This window comes from Agromyces archimandritae (assembly GCF_018024495.1).
Classification (GTDB): Bacteria; Actinomycetota; Actinomycetes; order Actinomycetales; family Microbacteriaceae; genus Agromyces; species Agromyces archimandritae.
The window spans coordinates 356,704-370,285 of record NZ_CP071696.1 but is presented as its reverse complement, the minus strand read 5'-3'; the positions used below and the strand labels follow the sequence as shown (position 1 = coordinate 370,285).

Here is a 13,582-nt window from a genome sequence, read left to right as displayed (position 1 = left end):
ATACCGTCTGCCACGGGTCGGAGGCAGATTCGGCAGGCGGCTCCGCATGGATACAGGAAGCTGATGCCCGTCACTCTCGTCTGAGCATCCGCGAACAGTTGCCGTGGGTCCGGGACACGCTTTGAAGTGTGGCACCGCCGATTCTGAGGACCCCCTGCAGCTACGTGCCCGACCGAGAGCGACGGGTCCCGCGGCGGATAGCAGGAAGATCATGGGAAGCGGCTTTGGCTCACCGTGTTGTCGGCTACTCGCCAAGTTGGCCACATCTGGTGTCGGTGTTGATACGAATCAGGGATGCTTCATAGATTTGCGTTATCAGGCTCTGCGCAGTCTGGGTGGGGGCGGGTGAGTTTGGCGGGCGTGTTGTGGCGTGGTGAGGCGGGTCGAGGTCCGGAGGATCGGTAGCGACCAAACTGCCTGTCTGTCCGGAGACCTCGACCCGTGCCCGATGCTACCCACTGCGCTGATGCGCGCCCAGGTTCCTCTGCTGCTTACTGTGATCGTTGCGACCTGCTCGTCGGGCTCGACGGGCTCCGCGTCACCGGGGTCGAGCACCGCAGTGACGGTGTACTCGTCATCGATGTCGAGTCGCCGCCGGGGCCGGTGGGCTGCCCGGGGTGCGGGGTGGTCGCGGAATCGGCGGGACGGAAGGCACTTGTTCTGAAGGACGCCCCGATGGGCACTCGGCCGGTGCGGGTGAGGTGGCGAAAGCGCCGCTGGCGGTGTCGCCAGGACGGATGCGAGGTGCGCGCGTTCACGGAGCAGAACCCGGCTGTTGCCGCCCCGAACGCGATCTTGACGGCCCGCGCGGTGGCCTGGGCGGTGACGCAGATGCGACGTGAGAACGCGTCGGTGCGCGGTGTCGCTCGGCAGCTGCGGGTCGCGTGGGGCACCGTCTGGACGCACGTGGAAGCCGAGTTGCAGCGGCGCGAGAAAGACCCGGGCCGGTTCGATGGCGTCGAGGTGCTCGGCGTGGACGAGCACCTCTGGCACCACGTCTCCACCAAGCCCGTCGCCGAGGGCGGCCGAGGCCCGAAAGAACTGACCGGGATGGTCGATCTCACCCGCGACGCGTCCGGTCACGTCAGGGCGCGGCTGCTCGATCTGGTGCCGGGCCGGTCCTCGAAGGCATACGCCGACTGGATCAAGGAACGCACGCCGGAGTTCCGGACCGGCGTCAAGATCGCCGCTCTTGACCCGTTCGCCGGATACAAGAAGGCCCTCGACGACGAGCTCGACGATGCCACCGCTGTGCTGGATGCGTTCCACGTCGTCAAGCTCGGCACCGCTGCGGTTGACGAGGTCCGCCGCCGAGTCCAGCAGGACACCCTCGGACACCGCGGCCGCAAGGGCGACCCGCTCTACGGGATCCGCAACATCCTCCGCGCCGGAAGAGACCGACTCACCGACAAGCAAAGGAGCCGACTCGAAACCGCGTTCGCCCGACAGGAAGAGCACATCGAGGTCGAAGTCGCCTGGCACGCCGCTCAGCAACTCCGCGACGCCTACAAGCACCCAGACCTCACGGAGGGACGCAAGATCGCGCTGGCCGTTCTCGGATCATTCCCCTCGTGCCCGATCCCGGAGATCGCCCGGCTCGGGAAGACACTGAACCAGTGGCGTGACGCATTCCTCGCGTACTGGGCGACGAACCGGTCATCCAACGGTGGCACCGAAGCCGTGAACGGACTCATCGAGCTCGCCCGCCGGGTCGCCCGCGGATTCCGCAACTACGACAACTACAGACTCAGAATGCTCCTCATCGCCGGCGGCCTCGATACCCCCGCCCCCACCTAAAATCCGAAGAGCCCGTTATCAAGCAACTCAACGAAGAGGAGAACACGATGAGAACTTTCCGACGCACGATGACTGCATCTTGGGCTGCGGCGGTCGCTATCCTCGCGCTTTCTGTCGCTCCCGCCTCCGCAGAAGAGATCTCCGTCGCTCCCACCTCCGCAGTAGCTGCAGACCTCTCCGTCGGCCCGATCTCCGCGGAGCAAGAGGCTATCGCGGTCGCTGCGTCATGCTGGTCTCAGAAGGTTGATGACTACAGGGCGGAAAGCATCTGTGGCATCAACGAGTTCGGTATCGAGCACAGAGTGGTGATTCAGTGCCGCCGCTCCGACTCGGTGGTTCGTGTCGAGGGGCCTTGGGTTGGCGCTCGGACGGTATCCTCAGCCTTCTGTCTGTCAGGGTCGTTGACGAATCACCTGAGTGAATGGCATGTGCAGAATCTTCCGCAGCCCTGAGATGAGCCTCACTGTTCATGCCTATGCGCCGTGTGACTCAGCGTTGGCCATAGGCTCCATCGGCCCGGGCGCACCGGTCGTGCCGCTTACCGAAACCCACCCGGGTAGACTCGTTCTTCGTGTCCGAGCCCTCTGAAATCTCCGAATCCGCGGTCGAGGCGGCCGTCACGGCGGCCCTCGCCGCGATCGACGCCGCCGGCGACTCCGCGGCCCTCAAGCAGGTCCGCACCGAGCACACGGGCGAGAAGTCGCCCCTCGCCAGGTTGAACGGCCTGCTGCGCTCGGTGCCGAACGAGCAGAAGGCCGCGCTCGGCAAGCTCGTCGGCGGTGCACGCGGCCGGGTGAACCAGGCGTTCGCCGCCCGCGAGGCGGAGATCGTCGCCGCCGAGGCCGAGGCGCGCCTCGAAGCCGAACGGGTCGACGTCACCGAGCTCGGCACCGTGCGCCGGCCGGGCTCCCGGCATCCGCTCTCGGTCCTGCAGGAGGAGATCGCGGACATCTTCGTCGGGATGGGCTGGGAGATCGCCGACGGCCCCGAGCTCGAGCACGAGTGGATGAACTTCGATGCCCTGAACTTCGACGAGGACCATCCGGCCCGTGCGATGCAGGACACCTTCTTCGTCGACCCGCCCGAGCGTCACCTCGTGATGCGCACGCACACGAGCCCCGTGCAGGTGCGTTCGATGCTCGGCCGCGACGTGCCGATCTACATCCTCGCGCCGGGCAAGACGTACCGCACCGATGAGCTCGACGCGACGCACACGCCCGTGTTCAGCCAGTTCGAGGGCCTCGTCGTGGATAAGGGCATCACGATGGCGCATCTGCGCGGCACCCTGGAGCACGTCGCCCGCATCATGTTCGGCGAGGGCACGAAGATCCGCCTGCGCCCGAACTACTTCCCGTTCACCGAGCCGAGCGCCGAGTTCGATATCTGGCACCCCACCTTCCGCGGCGGGGCGCGCTGGATCGAGTGGGGCGGCTGCGGCATGGTCAACCCGAACGTGCTGCGTTCGGCGGGCATCGACCCCGAGGTGTACTCGGGCTTCGCGTTCGGCATGGGCTTCGAGCGGACCCTCATGTTTCGCAACGACGTCGCCGACATGCGCGACATGATCGAGGGCGATATCCGCTTCAGCGAGCAGTTCGGGATGGTGGTCTGATGCGCGCGCCGCTCAGCTGGATCGACGAGTTCACGCCCCTCGAGGGCGCCACGCCGGAGGGGGTGCACGCCGCCCTCGTCTCGGTCGGGCTCGAGGAGGAGGATCTGCACCGCTTCGAACTGTCCGGCCCGATCGTGGTCGGCCAGGTGCTCGAGTTCGTCGAGGAGCCGCAGAAGAACGGCAAGACGATCCGCTGGTGCCAGGTTCAGGTCGCGCCCGAGGGCGAGACCGCGGCCGACGGCGGGCCCGCCGTGCACGGGGTCGTGTGCGGCGCCGGCAACTTCTTCGCCGGCGACAAAGTCGTGGTGACGTTGCCGGGCGCCGTGCTGCCCGGGCCGTTCCCGATCGCCGCCCGCAAGACCTACGGGCACCTCTCCGACGGCATGATCGCCTCCGTGCGCGAGCTCGGCCTCGGCGACGAGCACGACGGCATCCTGCGCCTGGCGAGCCTCGGCCTCGACCCGGAGGTCGGCAGCGACGCGATCGCGCTCCTCGGCCTCGATGACGCCGCCGTCGAGGTGAACGTCACGCCCGACCGCGGCTACGCCTTCTCGATCCGCGGCATCGCGCGCGAGTACTCGCACGCCACCGGCCGCGCCTTCGCCGATCCCGCGGGCCGCGTCCCGGCATACGAGGCGGAGGGCTTCCGTGTCGAGATCGCCGACGAGCGCCCGATCCGGGGCAACATCGGCGCGCCCGGGTTCGTCACGCGCGTCGTCCGGGGTGTGGATGCCGCCCGTCCGACGCCGCCGTGGATGACCGCACGGCTGAAGCTCGCCGGCGTCCGTTCGATCTCGCTCCTCGTCGACATCACGAACTACGTCATGTTCGAGCTGGGGCAGCCGATCCACGGCTACGACCTCGACAAGCTCGCCGGCGGCATCACCGTGCGACGCGCGAACCCCGGCGAGACCCTCGAAACCCTCGACGGCGTCACCCGCACGCTCGACCCCGAAGACCTGCTCATCACCGACGACTCCGGCCCCATCGGCCTCGCCGGCGTCATGGGCGGCGGCCCCACCGAGCTGTCGGGCGAAACCCGCAACGTGCTCATCGAGGCGGCGACCTTCGACCCGGTGTCGATCGCGCGCACGGCGCGCCGGCACAAGCTGCCGAGCGAGGCGTCCAAGCGTTTCGAGCGCGGCGTCGACCCGCATGTCGCGATCGCCGCGGCCAACCGGGTCGCCGAGCTCATGGTCGAACTCGCCGGCGGCACGGTGGATGCCCTCGGCTCGACCCTCGTGACGGCCGCCCGGCCCGAGCCGATCCTCTTGCCCGCCGGGTTCGCCGAGCGCGTCGTCGGCATCGCCTACACGCCCGAGGAGGAGCGCAACGCCCTCGAGATGATCGGGGCGCAGGTGGCGGATGCCGCGGGCGCCCTGAGCGTGACGCCGCCGAGCTGGCGGTCCGACCTCACCGACAAGTGGACGCTCGTCGAAGAGATCGCGCGCATCGTCGGCTACGACCGCATCCCCTCCGAGTTGCCGGTCGCACCCCCGCAGCGGGGCCTGACGCGCGCGCAGCGCCTGCGTCGCGGAACCTCGAACGCGCTCGCGGCGAGCGGTTTCGTCGAGACCATCTCGTACCCGTTCTTCACCGAGGCGGTCAACGCCCGGTTCGGGTCGCCGGACGGCTCGCCGATCGGCCAGGTGAAGCTCGCCAACGCGCTCGACGCGCAGGCGGCGTGGCTGCGCACCTCCCTGCTGCCGGGGCTCATCGAGGTCGCACGCCGCAACCGTTCGCGCGGCTTCACGGACCTGGCGATCTTCGAGACCGGCCTCGTGTTCCGGCCCGAGGCCGGCCGCGAGTACGGCACGGCGACCGTGCCGCCGGCCGCCGTCCGCCCCTCCGACGAGACGATCGCCGAGCTCGAGGCGTCGATCCCGCCGCAGCCGCGCCGCATCGGCGTGCTGCTCACGGGCGAGCGGACGCCGAAGCAGCCCGGCATCGCCGCCGTTCCGGCCGGCATCGCCGACGCCCTCGAGGCCGTGCGCACCATCGGCCGTGCCGTCGGCGCCGAGATCGAGATCGTGCAAGGCGGCCACCGGGCCATGCACCCGGGCCGCACCGCGGAACTCCGGGTCGCAGACGTCCCCGTCGGCTTCGCCGGCGAGCTCCTGCCGGAACTCGCCGAGGAGGCCGACCTCCCGCGCGTCGTCGCGGTCGCCGAACTCGACCTCGATCGGGTCATCGAGCTCGCGGCCCGCACGATCGAGGCCGCCGCCTTGTCGACGTACCCTGCGGCGACGCAGGACCTGTCGATGCTCGTCGACGAGACGGTGCCGGCCGCAGACGTCGCCGAGGCCGTCCGCACGGGCGCCGGGCCCCTGCTCGAAGAGCTGCGGCTCGTCGACGTCTACCGCGGCGCCGGCATCCCCGAGGGCAAGAAGTCGGTGCTGTTCGCACTGCGCTTCCGTGCTGCCGACCGCACCCTGACCGCGGCGGAGGCGAGCGAGGCGAAGATCGCCGGTGCGACCCTCGCCGAGACGCTCACGGGCGCGACGATCCGCGACTGAGCGCCGACAGGGGGCTCGCCGCCGCGGCGGCCCCCTGGCCGGTGACTCCCTGCCCGGCTGCTCCGTGCCGCTCGGCGAGACGCCCGGCAGCGCGGCGTCGGGCGTTGCGGCCCCGGACCGCGCGTGCTGCGGCATCCACCGCCCAGCCGATGCCGGCGGCGATGACGATCGCGACGACGACGGCCACGAGCGGCTGCCCGGCGAAGAGGCGACCGACGGCGACGCCGATGAACGTCGAGTACAGGGCCCAGCTGACCCCGGCGAGGATGCTGAGCGGCAGGAAGCGCCGGTACGGGTACCGGGTCGCACCGGCCGTCGCGTTGACGGCGATCCGCCCGACCGGGATGTAGCGGGCCGTGAAGATCGCCAGCGCTCCCCGGCGGCGGAGCGAACGGGCCGCCCGGACGACCGCCCGGCGCACCCGCGGCCGCTGCATCCAGGCGAATCGTGCCCGCCCTATCCGGCGCCCGATCGCATAGGCGATGCTGTCGCCGACGATCGCACCGAGCGCCGCCGCGACGACGACGATCCACGTGCCGCCGCCGGCGATGGCCGCCACCCCGACGACGACCGATTCGCTCGGCACGGGCGGGAAGAAGGCGTCGACGAGGCAGACGGCGAAGACCACGAGGGGCACCCACGGCGAGGCCGCGAGGGAGACGAGCAGATCGGCGAGAGCGTCCATGTTCGTCACGGTAGACGGGCGGCATCCGCCGGGGCATCGGCCTGCGGTACGGTCCGGGGTCGTCCGTTCGGGGGATCCCGGTTTGCGCCGGCCCGTACCGCGGGGATACGGTCGTTGCATGTCCCCGCGCCGCCAGATCACCGATGCACGCCTCCGCCGTGCCGTGGTCCGCGTGCGCCGAGGCCTCGCGCAGCGCCGAAGCTAGGCGACCCTGCGTTCGAGCGGCCCGGGGCCGTTCCGCGGGTGTCGCCGCCTCCGTTCCTGGCAGCTTCGACCCTTAAGGTGGATCCATGACGTATTCGGTCGCGATCGCCGGTGCATCCGGCTACGCGGGCGGCGAACTCCTTCGCCTCCTGGCCGATCATCCCGAATTCGAGGTGCGCACCGTCACCGCGCACGCGAACGCGGGGCAGGCCCTCATCGCGGTGCAACCGCATCTGCGCGGCTACGCGCACCTCACCCTGCAGGAGACGACCCCCGAGATCCTCTCGGGGCACGACATCGTCTTCCTCGCCCTGCCGCACGGCGCGTCCGGCGCGATCGCCGCGGCTCTGCCGGACGACGTCCTGGTCGTCGACTGCGGCGCCGATCACCGCCTCGAGGGTGCGGATGACTGGGCGGCGTTCTACGGCGGCGACTTCCACGGCGCCTGGAGCTACGGAGTGCCCGAACTGCCCCGCGCCGACGGCCGGCAGCGGGACCGCCTCGTCGGCACGCGGCGCATCGCCGCACCCGGCTGCAACGCCTCGACGGTCTCCCTCTCGCTGGCCCCCGGTATCCGCGCCGGCGTCATCGGCGCCGGCGACCTCGTCTCCGTGCTCGCCGTCGGCCCGTCCGGCGCCGGCAAGAGCCTGAAGGCGCACCTGCTCGCCTCCGAGATCCTCGGCTCGGCGAACCCGTATGCCGTCGGCGGCACGCACCGCCACCTGCCCGAGATCGCCCAGGCGCTCCGCTGGGCCGGCGCCGAGGACCCGCGGCTGTCGTTCACCCCTGTGCTCGTGCCCATGTCGCGCGGCATCCTCGCGACCTCCAGCGCGAAACTCGCCCCCGGCGCGACGCCTGAGAGCGTCCGCGCCGCCTGGGAGGACGCGTACGCGGGGGAGACGTTCGTGCAGCTGCTGCCCGAGGGGCAGTTCCCGCGCACCGCCGACGTGCTCGGCGCCAACACGGCCCTCATGGGGCTCGCCGTCGACCTGCACGCCGGCCGCGTCGTCGTCGTCACTGCCGTCGACAACCTCGCCAAGGGCACCGCCGGCGCCGCCGTGCAGTCCGCGAACATCGCCCTCGGCCTGCCCGAGGGTCTCGGCCTTCCCGTGAACGGAGTCGCCCCGTGACCGTCACCGCACCCGCCGGGTTCGAAGCGGCCGGCGTCGCAGCCGGCATCAAGGCATCCGGCGCCGCCGACCTCGCCCTCGTCGTCAACCGCGGCCCGAAGCAGGCCGCCGCGGCCGTCTTCACGAGCAACCGCGCCAAGGCCAACCCGATCCTGTGGTCGGAGCAGGCGATCGTCGACGGCACGGTCGCCGCGGTCGTCCTGAACTCCGGGGGAGCGAACTGCTTCACCGGCCCCGCCGGCTTCCAGGTCGTCCACCGCACCGCCGAGGCCGCGGGCGCCGTGCTCGGCGTCTCCGCCGGCGACGTGCTCGTCTGCTCGACCGGTCTCATCGGCGAGCAGCTCGACGGCGACGTCCTCGAGGCCGGCGTGCGCCTGGCCGCGTCGGGGCTCGCGGCCGACGGCGGAGCGGATGCCGCCCGCGCCATCATGACGACCGACACCCGCCCCAAGACGGTCGTCGTCGACGGCGCCGGCTGGCGCATCGGCGGCATCGCCAAGGGCGCCGGGATGCTCGCGCCGGGCCTGGCGACGATGCTCGTCGTCCTCACCACCGACGCCGAACTCCCGGCCGAGGTGCTGGATGCCGCGCTCCGCCGGGCGACGCGGGTCACCTTCGACCGGCTCGACTCCGACGGCTGCATGTCGACCAACGATCAGGTCACCCTGCTGGCATCCGGCGCCAGCGGCATCCACCCGGACCACGAGGACTTCGCCGACGCCCTCACGCGCGCCTGCGCCGATCTCGCCCGTCAGCTGCAGGACGACGCCGAGGGCGCCGGCCACGCGATCGCGGTCGAGGTGCAGGGGGCCGTCAGCGAGGACGAGGCGGTCGAGGTCGGCCGCGCCGTCGCCCGCAGCACCCTGTTCAAGACCGCCGTGTTCGGCAACGACCCGAACTGGGGCCGCGTGCTGGCCGCGATCGGCACCACCCGGGCCGCATTCGACCCCTACGAGGTCGACGTCACGATGAACGGCGTCCGCATCTGCCATGCCGGCCAGCCCGACCGGCCCCGCGAAGAGGTCGACCTGACCCCTCGCGACACGCATGTGCTCATCGAGCTGCATGCGGGCGATGCGACGGCGACGATCCTCACGAACGATCTCACGCACGACTACGTGCACGAGAACAGCGCGTACTCGAGCTGAGGCGGCGATGGACGACACGATCTCCTCCGATGCGGCCGCGAAGGCGGCCGTCCTCATCGAGTCCATGCCCTGGCTGAAGCGCTTCCACGGCGAGACCATCGTCGTGAAGTTCGGCGGCAACGCGATGGTGAGCCCCGAACTGCAGCGCTCCTTCGCCGAAGACATGGTCTACCTCCGCTACGCCGGCATCAAACCGGTCGTCGTGCACGGCGGCGGCCCGCAGATCTCCGCGATGCTCGGCCGGCTCGGCATCGAGAGCGAGTTCCGCGGCGGATACCGCGTCACCACGGCCGAGACGATGGACGTCGTTCGGATGGTGCTGTCGGGTCAGGTGAGCCGCGAGCTCGTCTCCCTCATCAACGAGCACGGACCGCTCGCCTCGGCCGTCTCGGGGGAGGACGCGGGCCTGTTCACGGGCCGTCGCCGCGGTGCGCTCGTCGACGGAGCCGAGGTGGACCTCGGCCAGGTCGGCGACGTCGTGCGCGTCGATCCGAGCGCGGTGCTCGCCGAACTCGCGGCCGAACGCATCCCCGTGGTGTCCTCGATCGCGCCCGACGGCGACCGGCCCGGCCAGTCCCTGAACGTCAACGCGGACTCGGCTGCGGCGGCGCTGGCCGTCGCACTCGGCGCCGCGAAGCTCGTCATCCTCACCGATGTCGCCGGCCTCTACCGCGACTGGCCGAACCGCGAGTCGCTCGTCTCGGTCATCGACGTGCCCGAGCTCATCGAACTGCTGCCGAGCCTCGAATCGGGCATGATCCCGAAGATGACCGCCTGCCTCGAGGCCGTCGAGGGCGGCGTCGCGAAGGCGGCGATCATCGACGGCCGGGTGCCGCATTCCATCCTGCTCGAGGTCTTCACGACGCAGGGCATCGGCACCGAGGTCGTCCCCGGCCCCGGAGCCCGACTCGAGGGAGGTGCCGCGTGAGCTGGCAGGAACGCTTCGACCGCGACATCATGCACGCCCTGGCGATGCCGCTCGCCGAGCTCGAGCGCGGCCAGGGGTGTCGGGTCCGGGATGCCGAGGGGCGCTGGTACCTCGACTTCCTCGCCGGCATCGCGGTGAACTCGCTCGGGCATGCGCATCCGGTGTTCGTCGAGGCCGTGAGCACCCAGGCCGCCAGGCTCGCCCACGTGTCGAACTACTTCGCCACGGCCCCGCAGCTCGAGCTCGCCGAACGCCTCCTGCGCCTGGCGGGCGCCGGCAGCGGACGCGTGCTGTTCGGCAACTCCGGCACCGAGGCCAACGAGGCCGCGTTCAAACTCGCCCGCCTGAACGGCGGCGAGGCCAGGCCCCGCATCCTCGCCCTCGAGAACGCGTTCCACGGCCGCACGATGGGGGCGCTCGCCCTCACCGGCAAACCCGCGATGCGCACGCCCTTCGAACCCATGCCGGGCGGGGTCGAGCACATCCCCGCGACGATCGAGGCCCTCGAGGCGGCGATCGACGAGCGGGTCGCCGCGCTCTTCGTCGAACCCGTGCAGGGCGAGGCCGGCGTCGTCGACCTGCCCGCGGGCTACCTCGCCCGTGCCCGAGAGCTCACCGAGCAGCACGGCGCCCTGCTCATCGTCGACGAGATCCAGACCGGCGCCGGCCGCACCGGCGAATGGTTCGGCTTCCAGCACGCCGGCATCCGCCCCGACGCGATCACCGTCGCCAAGGGCATGGGCGGCGGCTTCCCGATCGGCGCCCTCGTCGCCTTCGGCGACGCGGCCGAGCTCTTCACCGCCGGTCAGCACGGCACGACCTACGGCGGCAATCCGCTCGCCACGGCCGTCTCGAACGCCGTCCTCGGCGAGATCGAACGCGCCGGCCTCGTCGAACATGCGGCGCGCACCGGCATCCGCCTGCGCGAGATCGTCGCCGGTCTCGACTCGCCGCTCGTGACGGGCACCAGCGGCCTCGGCCTCCTCGTCGGCGTCGGCCTCGCCGAGCCGCGCGCCGTCGAACTCATGCACGCCGCCCTCGCCGAGGGCCTCATCGTGAACGCCGCGAACCCGTCGACCATCCGCCTCGCGCCGCCGCTCATCGCAGGCGACGCCGAACTCGAGGAGTTCGCCGACCGCTTCGGCCGTGCCCTCCACCGGCTCGCATCCACCAGAACGGACACCGTATGACCCGCCACTTCCTCCGCGACGACGACCTCACCGCCGCCGAACAGGCCGAGATCCTCGACCTCGCCGTCCGCCTCAAGCAGGAGCGCTGGGCCGCCCAGCCCCTCGCCGGCCCGCAGACCGTCGCCGTCATCTTCGACAAGTCCTCCACGCGCACCCGGGTCTCCTTCGCCGTCGGCATCGCCGACCTCGGCGGCAGCCCGCTCATCATCTCCACGGCCAACAGCCAGCTCGGCGGCAAGGAGACCCCCGCCGACACGGCCCGCGTCCTCGAGCGCATGGTCTCGGCGATCGTGTGGCGCACCTACGCCCAGTCCGGTCTCGAGGAGATGGCCGCCGGCACCACGGTGCCCGTCGTCAACGCCCTCTCCGACGACTTCCACCCCTGCCAGCTGCTCGCCGACCTCCTCACGATCCGCGAGCACAAGGGCGAACTGGCCGGCCTCACCGTCGCCTTCCTCGGCGACGGCGCGAGCAACATGGCACAGTCCTATGTGCTCGCCGGGGCCCTGGCGGGCATGCACGTGCGGATCGCCTCACCCGAGGAATTCGCGCCCGACGCCGCCGTCGTCGCCGACGGGCAGGCGCTCGGCGCATCCACCGGCGGCAGCGTGACGCTCTTCACCGACGCGCAGGCGGCCGTCGCCGGCGCCGACGTCGTCGTCACCGACACCTGGGTCTCGATGGGCAAGGAGGACGAGAAGGCGCACCGCGTCGCGACGTTCGGCTCCTACCGGGTGGATGCCGCGCTCATGGCCCTCGCGGCGCCCGACGCCGTCTTCATGCACTGCCTGCCCGCCGACCGCGGCTACGAGGTCACCGCCGACGTCATCGACGGGGCGCAGTCGATCATCTGGGACGAGGCGGAGAACCGCCTGCACGCCCAGAAGGCGCTGCTCGTCTGGCTGCTCGCGCAGAACGCGGGGGCGGCGGCATGAGCGGCGGCGGCACGACCAACGAGGGCTCGCTCTGGGGAGCTCGCTTCGCCTCCGGGCCCTCGCCCGAGCTCGCGGCCCTCAGCCGCTCGACCCACTTCGACTGGCAGCTCGCCCCCTACGACCTCGACGGCTCCGCGGCGCACGCCCGGGCGCTCGCCGCGGCCGGGTACCTGAGCGATGAGGAGCTGGCCGCCATGCTCGCCGGCCTCGAACGGCTCCGCGCCGACGTCGCCGAGGGGCGCCTCGTGCCCGCCGACTCCGACGAGGACGTGCACGGCGCCCTCGAGGCGGCACTCATCGCCGCCGTCGGGCCCGAGCTCGGCGGCAAGCTCCGTGCCGGCCGCAGCCGCAACGACCAGATCGCGACTCTCGGGCGCATGTATCTCCGCGACCACGCCCGTGCGATCGGCGCGCAGCTCGTCCACCTCATCGACGCGATCGCCGCGCAGGCCGACGCGCACCGCACCGCGATCATGCCGGGGCGCACGCATCTGCAGCACGCCCAGCCCGTCCTCCTCGCCCACCACCTCCTCGCCCACGCCTGGGCGCTCTCGCGCGACCTCGACCGGCTCGCCGACTGGTGGCGGCGCACCGACGCCTCCCCGTACGGGTCGGGGGCGCTCGCCGGCTCGACGCTCGGACTCGACGCCCACCTCGTGGCCCGCGAGCTCGGCTTCGCGGCGGTCACCGAGAATTCGATCGACGGCACCGCGAGCCGCGACCAGACCGCGGAGTTCGCGTTCGTGGCGGCCCAGATCGGCGTCGACGTCTCGCGTCTGGCGGAGGAGGTCATCCTCTGGAATACGCGCGAGTTCGGTTTCGTCACCCTCGACGACGCGTACTCGACGGGGTCGTCGATCATGCCGCAGAAGAAGAACCCCGATATCGCCGAGCTCGCACGCGGCAAGTCGGGCCGGCTGATCGGCAACCTCTCCGGGCTCCTGGCGACCCTGAAGGGCCTGCCGCTGGCCTACAACCGCGATCTTCAGGAGGACAAGGAGCCCGTCTTCGACTCGGTCGAGACGCTCGAAGTGCTGCTGCCCGCCTTCACGGGCATGATCGCGACGCTGACCTTCCACACCGAGCGGATGGCCGAGCTCGCCCCGCAGGGCTTCTCGCTCGCGACCGATGTGGCCGAGTGGCTGGTGAAGCGGCGCGTGCCGTTCCGCGACGCCCACGAGATCACGGGCGCCCTCGTCCGCTATGCGGAGGAGCGGGGTCTCGGCCTCGAGGAGGTCGACGATGCGGCCCTCGCGGCGATCTCGCCGGAGCTCACCCCCGAGGTGCGCGAGGTGCTCACGGTCGAGGGCTCGGTCGCGAGCCGTCGCAGCGCCGGAGGCACCGCACCCGAGCAGGTCGAGCTGCAGTTCGGCCGCCTCGCCGAGCGCGTGCGCGCCTCGCTGGCCGGCCTGAACGGGGAGCCGGTCTGAACGACGA

Annotated in this window: 10 protein-coding genes; 9 read left to right on the top strand and 1 reads right to left on the bottom strand. The window is 71.4% G+C overall.

What is annotated here, in order from left to right; all coding sequences use genetic code 11:
* Positions 1–441: 441 nt before the first annotated feature.
* From G127AT_RS01770 to pheT, 3 genes are all read left to right on the top strand, one after another.
* Positions 442–1,797: an ISL3 family transposase gene (locus G127AT_RS01770; RefSeq protein WP_425305876.1), complete on the top strand. Its 1,356-nt coding sequence runs from the start codon at positions 442–444 to the stop codon at positions 1,795–1,797.
* A gap of 571 nt (positions 1,798–2,368) precedes the next feature.
* A complete protein-coding gene (gene pheS, locus G127AT_RS01765) occupies positions 2,369–3,409 on the top strand; it encodes a phenylalanine--tRNA ligase subunit alpha (RefSeq protein WP_210899183.1) in 1,041 nt (346 codons plus the stop codon).
* Complete coding sequence (gene pheT, locus G127AT_RS01760; protein WP_210899181.1) at positions 3,409–5,925, top strand: phenylalanine--tRNA ligase subunit beta; 2,517 nt, start codon at positions 3,409–3,411, stop codon at positions 5,923–5,925. Before pheS ends, pheT begins: the two co-directional genes overlap by 1 nt.
* On the opposite strand, the gene G127AT_RS01755 is transcribed toward pheT, so the two are convergent.
* Positions 5,900–6,610, bottom strand: coding sequence for a DedA family protein (locus tag G127AT_RS01755; RefSeq protein ID WP_210899178.1), 711 nt, complete (start codon positions 6,608–6,610; stop codon positions 5,900–5,902). The two genes, pheT and G127AT_RS01755, sit on opposite strands and share 26 nt — an antisense overlap.
* Positions 6,611–6,900: 290 nt before the next feature.
* Between G127AT_RS01755 and argC the strand changes: the two genes are divergently transcribed.
* Genes argC through argH form a run of 6 tightly spaced genes read left to right on the top strand, consistent with a single transcriptional unit; the run spans position 6,901 to position 13,575 of the window.
* Positions 6,901–7,944: an N-acetyl-gamma-glutamyl-phosphate reductase gene (argC, locus tag G127AT_RS01750; RefSeq protein WP_210899176.1), complete on the top strand. Its 1,044-nt coding sequence runs from the start codon at positions 6,901–6,903 to the stop codon at positions 7,942–7,944.
* The gene (gene argJ, locus G127AT_RS01745) at positions 7,941–9,092 is read left to right on the top strand and encodes a bifunctional glutamate N-acetyltransferase/amino-acid acetyltransferase ArgJ (RefSeq protein WP_210899175.1); all 1,152 of its coding nucleotides are present in this window, start codon (positions 7,941–7,943) and stop codon (positions 9,090–9,092) included. The genes argC and argJ overlap by 4 nt, the downstream gene beginning before the upstream one ends.
* Before the next feature lie 7 nt (positions 9,093–9,099).
* Positions 9,100–10,020, top strand: a complete 921-nt coding sequence (gene argB, locus G127AT_RS01740; protein ID WP_210899173.1) for an acetylglutamate kinase — start codon at positions 9,100–9,102, stop codon at positions 10,018–10,020.
* Between the two features lie 29 nt (positions 10,021–10,049).
* Positions 10,050–11,210 (top strand): acetylornithine transaminase, encoded by a 1,161-nt coding sequence (locus G127AT_RS01735; RefSeq protein ID WP_244857863.1) that lies wholly within the window; start codon positions 10,050–10,052, stop codon positions 11,208–11,210.
* Entirely contained in the window at positions 11,207–12,145 is a 939-nt protein-coding gene (gene argF / locus G127AT_RS01730; RefSeq protein WP_210899170.1) for an ornithine carbamoyltransferase, read from the top strand. The genes G127AT_RS01735 and argF overlap by 4 nt, the downstream gene beginning before the upstream one ends.
* On the top strand, positions 12,142–13,575 hold the full coding sequence (gene argH / locus G127AT_RS01725; RefSeq protein WP_210899168.1) for an argininosuccinate lyase: 1,434 nt from the start codon (positions 12,142–12,144) through the stop codon (positions 13,573–13,575). The genes argF and argH overlap by 4 nt, the downstream gene beginning before the upstream one ends.
* The last annotated feature ends 7 nt before the right edge of the window (positions 13,576–13,582 follow it).